The 16,795-nt window shown below is 68.0% G+C and carries 15 protein-coding genes; 7 read left to right on the top strand and 8 right to left on the bottom strand.

Annotation, left to right across the window (positions count from 1 at the left end):
- Nucleotides 1–13: 13 nt before the first annotated feature.
- From ACU0BR_RS05635 to ACU0BR_RS05625, 3 genes are all read left to right on the top strand, one after another.
- Nucleotides 14–2,236: an OmpA family protein gene (locus ACU0BR_RS05635; RefSeq protein WP_446155868.1), complete on the top strand. Its 2,223-nt coding sequence runs from the start codon at nucleotides 14–16 to the stop codon at nucleotides 2,234–2,236.
- A gap of 166 nt (nucleotides 2,237–2,402) precedes the next feature.
- Nucleotides 2,403–3,440 carry an XdhC family protein gene (locus ACU0BR_RS05630; RefSeq protein WP_446155867.1) on the top strand — a complete coding sequence of 346 codons (1,038 nt, stop codon included), beginning with the start codon at nucleotides 2,403–2,405 and terminating at the stop codon, nucleotides 3,438–3,440.
- Nucleotides 3,437–4,525 (top strand): molybdopterin-binding protein, encoded by a 1,089-nt coding sequence (locus tag ACU0BR_RS05625; protein ID WP_446155866.1) that lies wholly within the window; start codon nucleotides 3,437–3,439, stop codon nucleotides 4,523–4,525. Before ACU0BR_RS05630 ends, ACU0BR_RS05625 begins: the two co-directional genes overlap by 4 nt.
- Nucleotides 4,526–4,700: 175 nt before the next feature.
- Here ACU0BR_RS05625 and infC read toward each other — a convergent pair whose 3' ends face one another.
- Entirely contained in the window at nucleotides 4,701–5,216 is a 516-nt protein-coding gene (gene infC, locus ACU0BR_RS05620; protein WP_446155865.1) for a translation initiation factor IF-3, read from the bottom strand.
- Between the two features lie 211 nt (nucleotides 5,217–5,427).
- Between infC and ACU0BR_RS05615 the strand changes: the two genes are divergently transcribed.
- Nucleotides 5,428–6,354: a hypothetical protein gene (locus tag ACU0BR_RS05615; protein WP_446155864.1), complete on the top strand. Its 927-nt coding sequence runs from the start codon at nucleotides 5,428–5,430 to the stop codon at nucleotides 6,352–6,354.
- A gap of 18 nt (nucleotides 6,355–6,372) precedes the next feature.
- Here ACU0BR_RS05615 and ACU0BR_RS05610 read toward each other — a convergent pair whose 3' ends face one another.
- From ACU0BR_RS05610 to cysG, 7 genes are all read right to left on the bottom strand, one after another.
- Nucleotides 6,373–7,260, bottom strand: coding sequence for an NAD(P)/FAD-dependent oxidoreductase (locus ACU0BR_RS05610; protein ID WP_446155863.1), 888 nt, complete (start codon nucleotides 7,258–7,260; stop codon nucleotides 6,373–6,375).
- Between the two features lie 172 nt (nucleotides 7,261–7,432).
- Nucleotides 7,433–8,287, bottom strand: a complete 855-nt coding sequence (locus tag ACU0BR_RS05605; protein ID WP_446155862.1) for a ferredoxin--NADP reductase — start codon at nucleotides 8,285–8,287, stop codon at nucleotides 7,433–7,435.
- A gap of 71 nt (nucleotides 8,288–8,358) precedes the next feature.
- A complete protein-coding gene (locus ACU0BR_RS05600; protein ID WP_446155861.1) occupies nucleotides 8,359–8,790 on the bottom strand; it encodes a DUF934 domain-containing protein in 432 nt (143 codons plus the stop codon).
- Nucleotides 8,787–9,542: a phosphoadenylyl-sulfate reductase gene (locus ACU0BR_RS05595; protein ID WP_446155860.1), complete on the bottom strand. Its 756-nt coding sequence runs from the start codon at nucleotides 9,540–9,542 to the stop codon at nucleotides 8,787–8,789. Before ACU0BR_RS05595 ends, ACU0BR_RS05600 begins: the two co-directional genes overlap by 4 nt.
- On the bottom strand, nucleotides 9,532–11,199 hold the full coding sequence (locus ACU0BR_RS05590; RefSeq protein ID WP_446155859.1) for a nitrite/sulfite reductase: 1,668 nt from the start codon (nucleotides 11,197–11,199) through the stop codon (nucleotides 9,532–9,534). Before ACU0BR_RS05590 ends, ACU0BR_RS05595 begins: the two co-directional genes overlap by 11 nt.
- A 42-nt stretch (nucleotides 11,200–11,241) precedes the next feature.
- Entirely contained in the window at nucleotides 11,242–11,556 is a 315-nt protein-coding gene (locus ACU0BR_RS05585; RefSeq protein ID WP_446155858.1) for a DUF2849 domain-containing protein, read from the bottom strand.
- Nucleotides 11,553–12,950 carry a siroheme synthase CysG gene (gene cysG / locus ACU0BR_RS05580; protein ID WP_446155857.1) on the bottom strand — a complete coding sequence of 466 codons (1,398 nt, stop codon included), beginning with the start codon at nucleotides 12,948–12,950 and terminating at the stop codon, nucleotides 11,553–11,555. Before cysG ends, ACU0BR_RS05585 begins: the two co-directional genes overlap by 4 nt.
- Nucleotides 12,951–13,084: 134 nt before the next feature.
- Here cysG and ACU0BR_RS05575 point away from each other — a divergent pair, with 134 nt between their 5' ends.
- From ACU0BR_RS05575 to ACU0BR_RS05565, 3 genes are all read left to right on the top strand, one after another.
- Nucleotides 13,085–13,564, top strand: coding sequence for an Lrp/AsnC family transcriptional regulator (locus tag ACU0BR_RS05575; protein WP_446155856.1), 480 nt, complete (start codon nucleotides 13,085–13,087; stop codon nucleotides 13,562–13,564).
- A 161-nt stretch (nucleotides 13,565–13,725) separates the two neighbouring features.
- The gene (locus ACU0BR_RS05570; protein WP_446155855.1) at nucleotides 13,726–15,465 is read left to right on the top strand and encodes a sensor histidine kinase; all 1,740 of its coding nucleotides are present in this window, start codon (nucleotides 13,726–13,728) and stop codon (nucleotides 15,463–15,465) included.
- Nucleotides 15,462–16,691: a sigma-54-dependent transcriptional regulator gene (locus ACU0BR_RS05565; protein ID WP_446155854.1), complete on the top strand. Its 1,230-nt coding sequence runs from the start codon at nucleotides 15,462–15,464 to the stop codon at nucleotides 16,689–16,691. Before ACU0BR_RS05570 ends, ACU0BR_RS05565 begins: the two co-directional genes overlap by 4 nt.
- Nucleotides 16,692–16,795: the final 104 nt, after the last annotated feature.

Here is a 16,795-nt window from a genome sequence, read left to right as displayed (position 1 = left end):
CGTGCGAACCTCGATGAAAACAACGACTGCCCTGGTGGCCAGCCTTTCGCTGTTGACCAACCCGCTGTTGGCGCAAACCGCCACGGTGACAGGCGCGACAGGCGCGGATACGGCCCAGACCGCTCCGGCCGCCGCGGACGCGGCCGATCCTTGCGCGGAATTCCGCGCCACCGATGGCTCGGGCGCTGATGCTGGCGCTGATACGGGCGCCGATGCTGGCGCTGATACGGGCGCCGATACGAATGCCGATGCCGCCGCAACGGGCGAAACCGCCGAAGCCGACGCCACCCCGGTGCCCGCACCCGTTCCCGCGGATTGCGTCGATGCGGTAAACGCCGATGCCGCAGCCGCTGAAACCGCCGTCTCCCCCGAAGCCGACGCGGCCGCGCCCGTTGATGCCATGCCGAACGCCGAAGCGGCGGCCGCGGGCAATGACGCGGGTGCCGATGCCACCGCGGGTACCGCTGCATCGACCGATGGCACGGCATCTTCCGGCGCTCAGTCCGGCGCCGACGCCACCGCGACTTCGACAGGCACATCCTCGACGGGCGCGAATGACACCGCCGCCCCGGCGTTGCAGGAAAACACCGCAAGCGATTCCGCCACGACCACCTCGACGGACACCATGAACGCCCAGTCCGGCAGCGCGACGAACGAAACCGCCCCCGCCGCCAGTGCAGGCGCGGGCGAGACGGCTGCCCAGTCTTCCGCGACGACCACATCGGATACGCAGACCACGTCCAGCGCGTCGGGCAGCGCCTCGGGCAGCACATCCGCCGACACCGGCGCCCAGACCGACACCAGCGCCGCGGCCAGCGATCCCGCGACTTCGAACACCACGGCGCCCGACTCCACGACCGAGTCCACCGCTGCCGCATCGGGCGACGCGACTGCCGCCACCGGCGCGCAGGCCACCGCCGATGGTTCGGCAAGCGACACGACCACCGCGACCGGCGATCAGGGTGCCGACACGGGCACGGCGACCACGCAGACCGGCGCCACGGCGACCGCCGACCAGTCGGCCGACGCCGCCGCGCCGCTGCCCGCGCCTGACGCGGAAGCCATAGCAGAGGCCAACGCCCCCGTGGCCGCCGCTGCCGCCGCCGCCGCAGATGGCGCCGCCGCCGACACCCAGGATGTGAAGGTCACGACCGAAGAGGTCACGCAGGACAATACCCGCACCAGCAGCGAGGATTTCTCCACCGCCGTGGCGACCACGGATCAATCCACCGCCGATACCACCGCGACCGATCCCAACACGGCTGCGTCGACCCAGGCGCAGGGGAGCGCGAACACGCAGGCCAACGCCAACGCGCAGTCCGCATCGGACAACAACGACAGCGGCCTCTCGGACGTCGAGAAGGGCCTTCTGGTCGGCCTGGGCGGACTTGCGGTCGGTGCGCTGCTCTCGAACGGTTCGCGGGTGTTGTCGAATTCGGGCGACCGGGTCGTGGTCGAACGGGGCGACACGCTGCGTGTGCTGAAGGACGACAACGCCCTGCTGCGCCGCCCTGGCAACGAGATCCAGACCGAAACCTTTTCTGACGGGTCCACCCGCCAGACGGTGCTGCGCGACGACGGCTCCAAGATCGTGACGATCCGCGATGCCGATCTGCGCGTGTTGCAGCGGGTCCGCGTCACGCCCGACGGCGATCGCATCGTGCTGTTCGACGACACCACGACGGTAGAGCCGGTCAAGGTTTCGGATCTGCCGACGGTCACGCGCCAGCAGTTCGCCGCCACGGATGTCTCCACCGCCGATGAGGCCGACCTGCGCCGTGCGCTGGAACGCAAGACCCAGGCGAACCGGACGTTTTCGCTGCGTCAGGTGCGCGACATCAACCAGGTGCGCCTGATGGCGCCCGCGGTCGATCTGGACGCGATCACCTTCGCGACCGCATCCTCGGCGATCACCCCCAGTCAGGCGGATGAGCTGAACAAGCTCGGCCGCGTGATGGAAGGGCTGATCAAGGACAACCCGAAGGAGGTCTTCCTGGTCGAGGGTCACACCGACGCCGTGGGCGGTGCGGGCTACAACCTGGCCCTGTCGGACCGCCGTGCGGAATCCGTGGCGCTTGCCCTGACGGAATATTTCGACATTCCGCCGGAAAACCTGGTGGTCCAGGGGTATGGCGAATCGGATCTGAAGGTGCCGACCCAGACGGCGGAGCGCGCGAACCGCCGCGCGACCGTGCGCCGGATCACGCCGCTTCTGCGCAGCGCTTCGTTGAACTGATCGCGCCTGTGACCAGGACCCGCGCCGCCCTTGTGGCGCGGGCCGCCGCAATGAGTGCCGATGGCCGCCGTGCCCCCGCCGGGGCGCGGCGGTTTTCGCGTGAGCCCGCGATTGTGTGGCTTGCGATCCCCCCCGCGACGGTCCTAGGGTCACCGCAGGAGGCTCCATGACAGCGACATTCGAGCAAATCCCCGAACAGGCCCTCGCATGGCATGAGGCGGGGCAGGGCGCTGCCCTCGCGACGGTGGTGCAGACTTGGGGGTCCGCGCCGCGCCCGGTTGGCTCTCAGCTGGCGATAAACGGCGCCTCCGAGATGTCGGGCAGCGTGTCGGGGGGCTGTGTCGAAGGCGCCGTCGTGGCCGAAGCGCTCGAGGCGATCGAGGATGGCGCCCCCAGGGTGCTGGAATTCGGCGTCAGCGACGATGCGGCCTTTGCCGTGGGGCTGGCCTGCGGCGGGACGATCCGCATATTGGTGGAGCCGGTCGGCAGGGCCTTGTCGGCCGATCTGCTGGCGCGGATCGTGGCGCGCCGCGCGGAGGGCCGCGCGTTCGCCTATCTGGTGAACCTGAGCACCTGGGATCGCCAGCTGACCGACAGCAAGGGCCGGGGATCCGGCGCGGCCGCGCCGGACGTTGCGCAGGGCGCTACACAGGCCGGGCCATCGGCCGACGCTGTCGAGGCACGGTTTCGCAGCGACAAATCCGGGTTCGAGGGCGACTGGTTCGTCGCCGTGCAGAACCCGCCGCTCAAGTTGATCGTGGTGGGGGCGGTGCATATTGCGCAGCCGCTGATCCAGATGGCCCGGTTGACGGGGTTCGCGCCCCGGCTGATCGACCCGAGGGAGGCCTTCGGCTCCGCCGCGCGCTTTCCCGGCGAGACGCTGATCCATGACTGGCCCGACGACGCGGTGCGGGCGCTGCGCCCCGATCACCGGACGGCGGTGGTGACGCTGACCCACGACCCCAAGCTTGACGATCCCGCGATCCTCGCGACGCTGGACACACCGGCCTTCTACCTGGGCTGCCTGGGGTCGACGCGCACCCACGCCAAGCGGGTGGCGCGCATGAAGGAGGCGGGGCGGACCGACGCCGAGATCGAGCGCATTCATGCGCCCGTGGGGCTCGATATCGGGGCGGCATCGCCGGCCGAGATCGCCGTGTCCATCCTGGCGCAGATCGTCGCCGTGCTGAGGCGCAAGGGATGAAATTCGGGGATCAGCCTCTGGCGCGGGCCGAGGGCGCGATCCTGGCGCATTCGCTGACGCTTGCGACACGCAAGATCCGCAAGGGGCGACGGCTCGATGCCGCGGATCTGCGCGATCTGCGGGCCGAGGGCGTCGCCTCGGTGGTGGTGGCGCGGCTCGACGCCTGCGATCTGCATGAGGACGAGGCCGCGAGCCGCATCGCGCGCGCGTTGGTGCCCGACCCGCAAGCGGCGTCGATCCGCCTGTCGAAGGCCGTGACCGGACGGGTCAACCTCTACGCGACCGACCCCGGCGTGGTCGAGATGGACGAGGCCGCGATCCGGGCGCTGAACCGCGTCGATTCGATGATCACCTTCGCCTGCACGCGGCCCTATGCGCAGACGCGGCGCGACGGGCTGATCGGCACGGTCAAGATCATCTCCTACGGTGTGGCGGCCGAAGCTGTCGAGCGGGCCTGCGCCGTGGGCGCCGCGGCGCTGCACCTGTGCCCCACCAGGCTGCGCAGCGCCGCGCTGATCGTCACCGAACTGTCGGTGCCGCATGAGGCCGGGCAAGCGCCCGCCTCGGCTGCCCCGGACGGGGCCGCCGCGGGCGCGCAGGCGGCATCGGATGACCGCGCCCTGCGCGCCATCGCGGCGCGGGTCGAGGCATTGGGCATGGATCTGGTCGGCGTCCGGCGGGTCGCGCATGACGCGTCCGCGATCGCCGGGGCGCTCCGGCAGGTCCGCCCGGAGCAGGACCCGCCGGGCGCGGAGACGGCGGCGGATCTGATCCTGATCCTGACCGCCTCGGCCACATCCGACGCCCATGATGTCGCGCCCGAGGGGCTGCGCCAGGCGGGCGGAACGCTGACGCGCTTCGGCATGCCGGTCGACCCGGGCAATCTGCTGTTTCTGGGTGATTTGTCGGGCCGTCCGGTTATCGGGCTGCCCGGCTGCGCGCGTTCGCCCGCGTTGAACGGCGCGGATTACGTGCTGGCGCGCGTCGCCGCGGGAATCACGGTAAGCGATGACGACATCGCGGGCATGGCCATCGGCGGGCTGCTCAAGGAAATCCCGCAGCGCGGCCGTCTGCGCGAAGGCTGAGGCGCAAGACGCGGGGGGCTTGCATGGACGGCCGCCGCGCGTGAGCCGAGGACCGTGGCAGCCCATGAAAAAGCCCCCGGAAATGAAAGGCCCCCGGCTGCGGGGTCGCAATCCGGGGGCGCAATTCGGGAGAGCCATTCCGATCAGGCGGTGATCCGCCGGCAGCCGGTCGGGCCTATTTCGTGACGGGGCCGATCATCATGATCATCCGGCGGCCTTCCATCTTGGGCATGTTTTCGACCTTGCCGACCTCCTTGGTGTCGTCGGCCACGCGTTCCAGCAGCTCGCGTCCCAGATTCTGGTGCGCCATCTCACGGCCGCGAAACCGCAGCGTGACCTTCACCTTGTCGCCGTTTTCAAGAAACTTGAAGACGTTGCGCATTTTGACGTCGTAATCGTGCACATCGGTGTTGGGCCGGAATTTGACCTCTTTCACCTCGATGATCTTCTGCTTCTTGCGGGCTTCGGATTCGCGTTTCTGCTGTTCGTATTTGAACTTGCCGAAATCCATGATCTTGCAGACGGGCGGCGAGGCGTTGGGCGAAATTTCGACCAGATCCAGACCGGCTTCTTCCGCAAGAACCATTGCCCGCGCGGGCGATACAACACCCACGTTTTCACCTTCGGCTCCGATGAGCCGGATTTCAGGGGCCCGGATGCGTTCGTTTACGCGGGGGCCGGTATCACGCACCGGGGGTGCGTTATGGGGTCTGCGGGCTATAGCGCGGTTCCTTTTGTCGTTTGTACCGAATGACAGGAAATTAGACGCGCCGACCGCGGTCTTCAACCGCTTTTAGCGGCTAAAATCGCGTTATTTGCCGCAAACCGGGGGCGATGTTGCTTTTGTATGGGGCGAGACCTAGATGCCAGAGCAAGGCACAGTAAGTCGGAAGGACCGAAAAATGAGCAACAAGGTGATTATCGCGGTTATCGCGGTGATGGGGCTGCTTGCGCTGATCGTGATGAATTCGGTTCCCCAGACCGTGCCGATGGTCGACAAATCGTCCGAAAACGACAGCGCGATCGACAATTCCGCTCAGGATCTCGCGGCACCGAACGGAAATTTCGACGGGCGCACCCCCTCGGACAGCATGGACGGGTCGATGCAGGCGCCGCCGCCCGTCGTCGGTGAGGCGACCACCCCGGCCCAGGAGGTCGAGAAGGCGAAATCGTCGGTCGACAAGGCGGTTCAGGATCTGGAGAACGCCACCAAGGTGCCGGGCGTCGGGATGAAGAACGCGGTGCGCAATGCCGTCGACGAGGTTCGGGGCGCCGCGCGCGATCTTGGTCTGGCCGCCGAGGAAGCCGCCAGCCAGACCGCCGATCAGCTGCGCGATTCGCTGCGGTCCGGCGACGTTTCCGCCACCGGTGATGCCACGATGAACGGTGATGCCGCGGGCACGCGCGCCACCGCCAAAGGGGACGGAACGGGCGGGACGACCGGCGCAAGCTCTGCCCCCGCTGCGACCGGCATGACCACCGACACCGCCGCCGATACGGGCCTTGGCACGGGCCTTGGCACGGGCTCCAATTCAGGCTCCGGTTCAGGCGTCGACAATGCCGCAGTGCGCGACGGCCGCGCGGATGGCGCGGCGTCCGCCACCGGGTCGACCCTCAACGTCGACAGCAACGCCAAGGTCGCGCCGGATCGCTTCAGCGTGCTGACGGTCGAGGGCTTCGATCTGGACCGGGCCCTGGTGCTTCTGGAAAACTCCGATCTGTCCGATGTGGACAAGACGGCGCTGCGGGTCTCGCTTGAGGCGGCGGTGGACGATCCGGAAACGCTGCGCGACGTGCTGCCGCGCCTGCGCATGGCGTTGCGCCCCTGAGGGGCGCGCAGCCGCCGCTCAGCCGTCCAGCCGGTTGTGGATCGCCGTTGCCACCACCGATGCCTGGCCCATGGCAAAGGAAATCTGGTCGAGGCCCGTGATCACGTCGCCGATGGCGTAGGCCCCGTCCACGGAGGTCTGGAAATGGGCATCCACCTCGATGCAGTCGTCCGCACCGCATCGCATTTCCATCTGGCGCGCCAGCGTGGCGTTCGCGGTCGTTCCCAGCGCGGTGTAGAGCGTGTCGAACCGCGTCCGGCCGCCCTCGGCGTCGGTCACCGCGATCTTGTCGCCGTCGATGTTCAGCGCCTGCATGTGCGACGGCAGCAGGGAAATCCCGGCGGCCTCCAGCCTGCGCCGGTCTGCGTCGTTCAACCCCGTCGCATCGGGGCGCACCAGCGTGACATCGGCGGAATAGCGGCGCAGGAAAACCGCCTCGGCCACGCCATGCGCCCCGGTACCCAGCACGGCGACGCGGCATTTCTGCACCTCGAAGGCGTCGCATATCGGGCAATAGCGGATCAGGCCGCGCGCGACGGCGGCGTCATGCTCGGCGATATCCATGCGGGGCGGGTGATTTGTGACGCCGGTGGCCAGCACCAGGGTGCGACCCAGATGGTCGCCCGATTCCGTGACGACACGAAATCCGCCGTCGCAGCGCTGTATCTCTTGCGCGAACTCGGCGCGAAGCTCCACGCCATGGGCGGTCGCCTGTTCGCGCATCCGCGCCAGCAGGTCCGGCCCGGTGATCCCTTGCGGAAACCCCGCCAGGTTGCGGGTGCGCGGAATGAAGGCCGCGCGCGGCTTGCCGCCGTCCAGGATGAGGGCGCGGCGCAGAAAGCGGCCCATGTAGATGCCCGCCGTCAGCCCGGCGGGCCCCGCACCCACGATAATGCAGTCGTTCATCGCAACCCGTTCCTTTTCGCGTCCTGCCGGGACACCGCCGCGCAGGACGACGTGGCCCATGCCTTGCCTGCCGTTTGAGAGAGTGCAAAGACGCGAAAGGTCAATTGCCGCGCCGGAAGGTTGGCGCCCGCGCCCGAAGCGCCGCCCGCGGCCTCCGCGCGAAAGCGTGTAATCAGCCGACGAAGGCCTTTTCCACCACATATTCGGCGGGTTCGGAATTCGCGCCCTCGCGCAGGCCGAAGCCCTCCAGAATTTCCTTGAGGTCGGTGTTCAGCCCGATCGAGCCGCAGACCATCGCGCGGTCGGTCTCGGGCGAAATGCCCTCAATCTCCAGATCGCGGAACATGCTGCCGTCGCTGAGCCGTGTGGTGATGCGGCCCATCACCGGGCTCTCTTCGCGCGTGGTGGTGGGATAGTAGCGCAGCTTGTCGCCCACGAATTCGCCGATCAGGGGGTCGTCGCGCAGCCCCGCGATCAGCTCGCGCCCGTAGTCGAGCTCGGCCACGTCACGGCAGGTATGGGCCATGATGATCTCGTCGTAGGCCTCATAGGTTTCGGGGTCGCGCATCAGCGAGGCGAAGGGCGCGATGCCGGTGCCGGTGGCGAAGAACCACAGCCGCTTGCCCGGAAGCAGCGCGTCATGCACCAGCGTGCCCACGGGCTTGGGCCGCAGGATCAGCTTGTCGCCCGGCTGGATGTATTGAAGTTTCGAGGTCAGCGGCCCGTCGGGCACCTTGATCGAGTAGAACTCCAGCTCTTCGTCCCAGCTGGGCGAGGCGATGGAATAGGCGCGCAGCAGCGGCTTTTGGCGGCCCGTTTCGGGATCGGGGTCGCCCATCAGGCCGATCATCACGAATTCGCCCGAGCGAAAGCGCAGCGACTGCGGCCGCGTCACCCGGAAGGAAAACAGACGGTCCGTCCAGTGCCGCACGGACGTCACGGTCTGCGCGTCGGGGACGGCGGCGGCCTTTGGCGCGGCCTGGGGTTTGATCGGTGTTGCCTGTTGCACTGGAACTTGCTGATTCATCTGCCATTCACGGGGACCATCGCGCCCCGGCCTCTATCTAGTCGGTGAGTGTGTGGTGTGAAAGGGGGGTCTTACGCCCGCAGCCGCGACTGATAGTCATGCCCGCGCCAGTTCGCCCGCGCGCGCCACTGCTCCTCGGGCTGGCGTCGGGCCAGCTCGGGGGCGATCTCGACCTCGTCGAAGCCGCTGCGCCGGGCCATCGCGTATTGATCGGCCAGCACATGCCCATGCGCGCGCAGCCGACCGCGAAAGCCCATCAGCCGCAGCCTGCGCGCGATGGTGAACCCGCGCCCGTCGGCCGAGCTGGGAAAGGCCACGCGGATCAGCTCGATGCCGTCCAGCCGCCCGCGAAGCCGCTCCGGGTCCACGTCATTGCCGAGGTCGAGCCCGGCCGCCGCCGCCCGCCCCTGGCCGGGCAGGGTTTCCATGGTGTGAAAGCCCTGCGTCCAGTGCTCGGGCTGGAAGCCGGTGTCGGTGACGATCACGCTCGTGCGCACGTTCATGCTGTCTCTCCTTCTCGGTGCGGTCCCCGCACGGCCTTGCCGTTCACGAAATGGATGCCGCATTCTTCCTTGTCCTGTCCCCGCCAGCGCCCGGCGCGGGGGTCTTCGCCCGCCGCCACCCGCGATGTGCAGGGCCGGCAGCCGATGGATGGGTAGCCGCGCGCCACCAGCGGATGCCGGGGCAGGCGGTTGTTGACGATGTAGTCCTGCAGATCCTGCCGCGCCCAATGGGCCAGCGGGTTGACCTTGATGCGCCGGTCATCCTCATTCTCGAAGAACTGGATCTCTGATCGTGTCGCGCCCTGAAACCGCTTGCGGCCGGTTATCCAGCCCTCGAATCCGGCAAGCGCCTGGTGCAGCGGCCGGGTCTTGCGCAGCGCGCAGCAGGCGTCGGGGTCACGTCGATGCAGCAGCCCGTCGGGATCCCCGGCCGCCAGCGCGGCGCGCGGCGCCCGGATGACGCGCACGTCCGTCAGGTCCAGCGATGCCGCCACCTGCCGCTGGTAATCCAGCGTTTCGGGGAACAGCATTTCCGTGTCGATGAACAGAACGGGCGTGGTCCGATCCAAGATCGACACCAGATGCAGCAGCACCACCGACTCCGCCCCGAAGGACGACACCAGCGCCAGCCGCCCGACCTGCGGGTCGGCGAGCGCATGCTCCAGCACCGAGGTCGCGCCGTGATGGCGGTAGCGGGCGTTCAGCTCCGCCACGCGCTCGGCCACGGGGGCGAGGGGCGCCTCAAGCGGCATTGGCCCGCGCCTCGGGGTAGAGCGCCGCCTTGAAGGGCGCCATGCCGAGCCGACGATAGGTCTGCAGGAACGTCTCCTGCGGGTCCGCGCGCAGGTCGAGATAGGCCTGCACGAGCCGCTCGATCGCGGGCAGCACCTCTTCGGCGCCGAAGCCGGGGCCCGCGCGCTCGCCGATGGTGGTGTCCCGGGTGCCGTCGCCGCCCAGGGTGATCTGATAGTTTTCCACCCCCGCGCGGTCGAGGCCGAGGATCCCGATGTGGCCCACGTGGTGATGGCCACAGGCGTTGATGCAGCCCGAGATCTTGATCTTCAGCTGACCGATCTCATGCTCCAGCTTCAGCTCCTCGAAGCGTTCGGCGATCTCCTGCGCGATGGGGATGGATCGCGCGGTGGCCAGCGCGCAGTAATCCATGCCGGGGCAGGCGATGATGTCAGAGATCAGGCCGATGTTCGCCGTTGCCAGCCCGGCCTCGCGCAAGGCGGCGTGAACGGCGGGCAGGTCGGATTTATGCACATGCGGCAGGATCACGTTCTGCTCGTGGCTGATGCGCAGCTCGTCATAGCCGTAGCGCTCGGCCAGATCGGCCATCACCCGCATCTGATCGGCGCTTGCATCGCCCGGCGTCGCGCCGTGCTTTTTCAGCGAGATCGACACGATCGCATGTTCCACATCGCGATGCGCGGCAAGGTTGGTGTCGGCCCAGCTGCGGAAGACCGGATCGCTGTCATAGGCCTGCACGTACGGATCCTGCGGTGCGGAACGGAACGAGGGCGGCGCGAACTGCGCCTCGATGCCTGCCAGCACGTCCTGATCGACGCCCGAGAACTCGGGGCGCAGCTCGGCAAAGCGCTGCTCCACCAGCTCGCGGATGCGGTCGATGCCGTTCTCATGCACGGTGATCTTGATGCGCGCCTTGTACTTGTTGTCGCGCCGTCCCAGCAGGTTGTAGGTGCTGACGATCGCCTCGCAATAGGGCAGCAGGTCGGCCTTGGGCAGGAAGCCCCGCAGCTCCTGCGCGACCATCGGCGTGCGGCCGAGCCCGCCGCCGACGAAGACCTGGAAGCCTTCCTCGCCCGCCTCGTTGCGCAGGATGCGCAAGCCGATGTCATGGCTGCGGATCACGGCGCGGTCGTCCTTTGCGCCGATGACGGCGATCTTGAACTTGCGCGGCAGGAACTGGAACTCGGGATGGTCTGTCGACCACTGGCGCAGCAGCTCGGCCACCGGGCGCGGGTCGGCGACCTCATCGGCGGCGGCGCCGGCGAAATGGTCGGCGGTGACGTTGCGGATCGTGTTGCCCGAGGTCTGGATGGCGTGCATGCCGACCTCGCCCAGCGCGTCCAGCATGTCGGGGATGTCGCGCAGCTTGGGCCAGTTGTACTGGATGTTCTGGCGGGTGGTGAAATGGCCGTAGCCCTTGTCCCATTTCTCGGCCAGCAGGGCCAGCTGGCGCATCTTGGCGGAATCGAGCGTACCGTAGGGGATGGCGACCCGCAGCATGTAGGCGTGCAGCTGCAGGTAGACGCCGTTCATCAGGCGCAGCGGCTTGAACTCATCCTCCGTCAGGCTGCCGTCGATGCGGCGTTCCACCTGGGCGCGGAACTGCCGGTTGCGCTCGGCTACGAAGGCCCTGTCGAATTCGCTGTAGGTGTACATGCGCTCACTCCTTCCGGCCGGCGCGCAGCCGGCGGTGCATCCTCAGGCGCGCAGCCCTTGGTCTTTCTGCTGTTTGCCGTGCGGATAGTTCGAGGGGCCGCGCGTGCGGAACGCCTCTCTGAAATGCACGGGCTCGGGGCCGTCGGGGCCTGCCTTGGCGTCTGCAAGATAGGCCCCCACGACATGGCCCGATTGCCGGTTGGCATCGAGCAGCCGGATCTGGGCGTGCGCCTCGTCGGTGATCAGCTCCGCCTCGGCGTGGTCGCGGGACCAGCGGTCATCGGCGGTCAGATAGATCACGTCACCCTCGATCAGGGCGTTGGCGGTGACGACTTTGGGGGTGAACGAACGGCTCATAGCGCGATCTCCTGCAAGGGGCGGGCGGCCTCGGCGCGGCCGTGGCGCGGGGCGAGCCCGTATAACGTAAGGGCGGGGCCGGTCAGACCGGCTGCGTCGAGTGTATCGCTCAGACGTGACAGGCAGGTGTCGATCACCCGCTGATCGGGACGCGATGCGTTCTCGATCACCGAAACCGGCGTGTCGGGGGCGGCCCCGTGCATCATCAGCCGACCCTGGATGAAACGCGCGGCTGTCCTGCCCATGTAGATCGCCGCGACCTCTCCCTCGCGGGCGAGCGCGCGCCAGTCATGTTCGGCAAAGCCTTTCATGTCGTGACCCGTCAGAAAGCGGACGGAGCCGTTGCGCCGACGCCTGGTCAGCGACTGGCCGATGCCCGCCACCGCGGCGGAGGCCGCGGTTATGCCGGGCACGATGCGCCAGGGGATGCCCGCGGCATCCAATGCCTCGATCTCCTCGTCGAGCCGACCGAAGACGGTCGGATCGCCGCCTTTCAGCCGCACCACATGGGCGCCCTTGCCGGCGTGTCCGACCATCGCCGCGTTGATGTCATCCTGCGCGACAGAGGGGCCGAAGCCCTGCTTGCCGACGCTGACCAGCACGGCTTCCCTGCGGGCGAGTTCGAGGATCTCTGGCGAAACCAGCCGGTCGTGGATCACCACATCGGCGCGGTCCAGCGCCCGGCGCGCCTTCAGCGTCAGAAGCTCGGGATCGCCGGGGCCTGCGCCGACCAGATCGACACGGCCCTCGCGGTCAGGGCCGTTCAGATGCCGCGCCAGGATGTCGTCCAGCGCGACGCGGGCGGCGTCTTCTCCGCCGCTGTCGAAGGCTTCGGGGCCATCGGAAAAATAATAGTCGCGCCAGAAGTTGCGCCTCGTGCGGCCGAACGGCAGCGCTTCCGCCTTGTGACGGAACGCCTTGCCGATTCGCGCCAGCCGGCCCAGCACCGGCGACAGCCGCGCTTCCAGATCGGCCTTGATCGCGCGGGCCAGCACCGGCGCGGCGCCTTCGGTGCCGATGGCGATGGTCACCGGGTCGCGGTCCACGATGGCCGGGGTGATGAAGCCGCTGTCGGACAGGTTGTCGACGATGTTGACCAGCGCCCCTTCGGCCCGCGCGATGGCGGCCGTGCGCGCATCCTCCGTCGCGTCCTCGTCGGCGGCATAAAACAGCAATGCGCCGTCGAGGTCGCCCGCTTGCACCGCGCGCTCGATCAGGGTCAGACGCCCGCCCGCCGCCCATTCCACGATCTCGCGCGCGGGGGCGGGGGCGTGGACCGTCAGCGCCGCTTCGGTTTTCAGCAGAAGACGCAGCTTGGCCAACGCGGCCTCGCCGCCGCCCGACAGGACGATGCGCTGACCCTCTGTGGCCAGAAAGATCGGAAAATGTTTCATGCCATACCCTCGGTTCTGCATCAGTATATAGAATTTTGTTCTGGTATTGCGCCAGTATCTGCGGCAGATAAGGAAATATGTTCCGATTCGGCCCCGCAAGCGGACCGTTTTTCAATCGCGAAAGGATATTCGGAATGGACGTTCGTCTGGACCCGATAGACCGGAAAATTCTGGTCGAATTGCAGGCCGACGCCAGCCAGTCGCTGGATGAGATCGCGCGGAAGGTGGGCTCGTCGAAGACGCCGGTGTGGAACCGGGTGCGCAAGCTGAAGGAGGCCGGGGTCATCGGACGCCAGACCGTCATTCTGGACCCCGAAAAGCTGGGGCTCGAGGCCTGTTTCTTCGTGTTGATCCGTACCTCGGAGCATGAGGCGGAGTGGCAGCAGAAATTCCTGCGCGCCCTGCGCGAGCGCCCCGAAGTGATGGAGGCGCACCGTCTGGCCGGAGAGATCGACTACATCCTCAAGGTGCGCGTGGCCAATGCCCGCGCCTATGACGCGTTCTATCAGGCGCTGATTTCCGAGGTGCGGATTTTCAACGTCACGGCGCTCCTGTCGATGGAGGAGCTGAAGAACTCCACCGAGCTTCCGATGCCCGACAACGCGGGGGTCTGAGTCGGGCGACCTGAGTCGGGCCTGAGCCGGGCCCGAGCGCGCGGCGGGGCCGTGGCGCACAGGCGTTCCTTTGCCCGCGCGCGCCTTCGGGGCTTTCCTTCGGCGGCGTGCTTTTTTACCATGCACCTGCCCCGACAGGCGGGCTTCCCGGAGGATCGCCGGTGCGGCGCAGCGTTGCAGTCATCTGCCTTTATCTGATGGCCGTGGCCGGTTTCTCGGCCGGGGTGTGGTGGCTTGCCTATGGCGAGGTGCTCGATCAGGTCGAAAGCCGCGCTCGGGCGGATCTGTCGCTGGCCAGCGACCGGCTGGTCAGCCAGCTGCAACGCTTTCGCGATCTGGCGGTGGTCCTGTCGGAGCACCCGGACCTGCAGGCGCTTGCCGAAGGGACGCAATTTCCCTGGAAGAACCCGCAGATCGACGCCCTGTTGCTGCGCATGGCCGACCAAAGCGGGTCGCTGGACATCTCGCTGCTGGGCAGACGCGGGCAGCTGCTGGGTGGCTCTGGCGGGCTGAGCGGCATCGACCACGCGGCAAGTTCTTATTTCCAGCGCGCGATGGACGGCGCGCTGGGCGCGGCCGACGGGCTGCTGGACAGCGGCCAGCGCGTGTTCACCTATGCCGCGCCCGTTTTTTCGCCCGCCGGTCCGGTGCTGGGGGCGGTGGTGGTCAGCGTCGATCTCGACAGTATCGAGCAAAGCTGGCGCGGCGATGCGCAGACGGTCTTCTTCACCAATGAAAGCCAGGTGATCCTGATGTCGAACCGCTCCGAGCTGCTGTTGCGCCAGCGCCGCGGCGGGGGGGGCGATGCGGGGCAGGCGGCAGGGGCGCGCCCTTTCCCCGAGTTCCGGGTCAGCCGTGTGCAGGGGCATGACATCTGGGCGATGGACGCGGGCCCTTATCTGCCGCGCCGCGCGATGCATCTGGAATTGCCGCTGCCGGTGGTCGGCTTCACCGCCGAGCTGCTGCGCGACGTGGCCCCCGCGCGGCTGACGGCGGCGCTGGTCGCGGCGGTGGCGGGGGCGATCTGCCTGATATTCGGTGCGTTCCTCTTTCTTCTGGGGCAGCGCCGTCGCGCGTTGTCGGCCCGTCTGGCGATGGAGGCAGAGGCCAACGCCATGCTGGAGCTGCGCGTGCAGGAGCGCACGGCGGAACTGTCGCGTGTGAACAGCGACCTGAAGCGTGCCCAGCAGGAGCTGGTGCAGGCGGGCAAGCTGAGCGCCTTGGGCCAGATGTCGGCGGGCATCAGCCATGAACTGAACCAGCCGCTGATGGCGATCCGCTCCTTCGCCGAAAACGCCGAGGTGCTGCTGTCGCGCGGCAATGTCGACGTGGCCCGCGCCAACCTGTGGCGGATTTCAGATCTTGCGCGAAGAATGGGGCGTATCATCAAGAACCTGCGCGCTTTTTCCCGGCAAGAGAGTGAGCCGCTCGGCTCCGTCGATCTGGTAGCTGTCATCGACGCGGTGCTGGAAATCAGCCAGCGCCGGATCGACGCGCAGGGGGTGCGGCTGGATTGGCAACGGCCCGAGGCCCCCGTGCATGTGCGCGGCGGCGAGGTGCGTCTGCAACAGGTGGTGCTGAACCTGCTGACCAACGCCATAGACGCGATGGAAGCGCAGGCGGAAAAGCGCGTGGAAATCGCCGTGCGCCTTCGGGATGACAGGGTGCTTTTGCATCTGCGCGACACCGGGCCGGGGATCGACGCGCCCGAGAAGATCTTCGATCCCTTCTACACGACCAAGGAGGTCGGCCGGTCCGAGGGGATGGGCCTCGGGCTTTCGATTTCCTACGGGCTCGTGCAAAGCTTCGGCGGCGCGATCCGGGGGCGCAACCACCCTTCGGGCGGCGCGGTTTTCACGGTTGAACTTCAACCGGCCACCGCCGCGGAGCAGGCGGCATGACAGCCCTGCGACGGGTCCTGCTGGTCGATGACGACAAGGCGGTGCGCGATGCGCTGGCGCAGACGCTGGAGCTGCACGACCTGGCCCCGATGACCGCCGCCAGCTTCACCGTGGCGCGCGACATCGTCGGGCGCGATTTCGCGGGCGTGGTGCTGACCGACATCCGCATGCCCGGCAAGGACGGCTTTCAGCTGCTGAGCCATTGCCGCACGATCGATCCCGAGCTGCCGGTGATCCTGCTGACCGGGGAGGCGGATGTGCCGATGGCGGTGCGCGGGATGACCGCGGGCGCATTCGATTTTCTGGAAAAACCGTGTAGTCCAGCGGAGTTGCTTGAGGTTCTTGATAGAGCGCTCAAAGTGCGCGCGGGGGTGCTCGCGCTGCGGGCGGAACGCAGTCGCCTCCAGAAGGGCGACGCCGCCTCGCGGCTGATCATCGGGGTGTCGGCCGCCGCGCGCACGCTGCGGGCGCAGCTGCGCCAGTTGGGTCCGGCCGGAGTATCGGTGCTTATCACCGGGGCGCCCGGCACCGGCACCGCACGCGTGGCCGAGGTGCTGCACCTGCTTTCGCCCCGATCGAGCGGCCCCTTCACCCGCGTGTCGGGCGCGGGGGCCGATGCGCGCAGGCTGGCGGACGCCTTCCAGCGGTCCGAGGGTGGGACGGTGTTCCTGGACGAGGTCGCGGCGCTTGACCGGGCCGCACAATTCGCGCTGTTGGAATTGCTGGAGGCAAATCCGCGCACGCCGCTGCTCGCGGGCACCTATCATCCGCTTCAGGGCGAGGCCGAGGCGGCCCGGTTCAACGCCGATCTGTTCTACCGGCTGGAGGTCGCGACGGTGCGCATTCCCGGTCTCGCCGAACGGGTCGATGACATACCCGCGATGTTCCGCAACTTCGTGGAAACGGCCTGCGAACAGGCGGCGTTGCCGGTGCCCGAGATCCCCGCCGATCTGATCGCGCGCCTGATGGAACGCGAATGGCCCGGCAACGCGCGGGCCTTGCAGAACGTGGCGATGCGCTTTGCCCTGGGGGTACCCGAAGCCGTCAGCGAGGAAAGCATCGGCCTGGCGGAACGGATGCGTCGGGTGGAACGCACGCTGATTGCCGAGGCGCTGAAAAAGCACCGCGGCAACGCCTCCGAAACCGCGCGCGCGCTGGAGCTGCCGCGCAAGACCTTCTACGACAAGCTGTCCCGCCACGGCCTGCGCCCCGAAGATTTCCGCTGACTGTGCGAATTACCGCACAGACGCGGGTTTGGCTGTGCGGAATCCCGCCCATATCTGCGCGCACCGTTCTGACCGCATCGCTGGGGGATTTGGCAAGCCTCTGA

The organism is Brevirhabdus sp. (assembly GCF_052826345.1).
This window is presented reverse-complemented; position numbering and strand designations above follow the sequence as displayed.

What these genes read in the sequence shown, in the direction of transcription:
- ACU0BR_RS05625 (WP_446155866.1), top strand. Translation starts at nt 3,437, where the DNA reads ATGAAATTCGGGGATCAGCCTCTGGCGCGGGCCGAGGGCGCGATCCTG.
- ACU0BR_RS05585 (WP_446155858.1), bottom strand. Translation starts at nt 11,556, where the DNA reads ATGAGCCGTTCGTTCACCCCCAAAGTCGTCACCGCCAACGCCCTGATC.
- ACU0BR_RS05635 (WP_446155868.1), top strand. Translation starts at nt 14, where the DNA reads ATGAAAACAACGACTGCCCTGGTGGCCAGCCTTTCGCTGTTGACCAAC.
- ACU0BR_RS05615 (WP_446155864.1), top strand. Translation starts at nt 5,428, where the DNA reads ATGAGCAACAAGGTGATTATCGCGGTTATCGCGGTGATGGGGCTGCTT.
- ACU0BR_RS05595 (WP_446155860.1), bottom strand. Translation starts at nt 9,542, where the DNA reads ATGCCGCTTGAGGCGCCCCTCGCCCCCGTGGCCGAGCGCGTGGCGGAG.
- ACU0BR_RS05600 (WP_446155861.1), bottom strand. Translation starts at nt 8,790, where the DNA reads ATGAACGTGCGCACGAGCGTGATCGTCACCGACACCGGCTTCCAGCCC.
- ACU0BR_RS05565 (WP_446155854.1), top strand. Translation starts at nt 15,462, where the DNA reads ATGACAGCCCTGCGACGGGTCCTGCTGGTCGATGACGACAAGGCGGTG.
- cysG (WP_446155857.1), bottom strand. Translation starts at nt 12,950, where the DNA reads ATGAAACATTTTCCGATCTTTCTGGCCACAGAGGGTCAGCGCATCGTC.
- ACU0BR_RS05610 (WP_446155863.1), bottom strand. Translation starts at nt 7,260, where the DNA reads ATGAACGACTGCATTATCGTGGGTGCGGGGCCCGCCGGGCTGACGGCG.
- ACU0BR_RS05605 (WP_446155862.1), bottom strand. Translation starts at nt 8,287, where the DNA reads ATGAATCAGCAAGTTCCAGTGCAACAGGCAACACCGATCAAACCCCAG.
- ACU0BR_RS05575 (WP_446155856.1), top strand. Translation starts at nt 13,085, where the DNA reads ATGGACGTTCGTCTGGACCCGATAGACCGGAAAATTCTGGTCGAATTG.
- ACU0BR_RS05630 (WP_446155867.1), top strand. Translation starts at nt 2,403, where the DNA reads ATGACAGCGACATTCGAGCAAATCCCCGAACAGGCCCTCGCATGGCAT.
- ACU0BR_RS05590 (WP_446155859.1), bottom strand. Translation starts at nt 11,199, where the DNA reads ATGTACACCTACAGCGAATTCGACAGGGCCTTCGTAGCCGAGCGCAAC.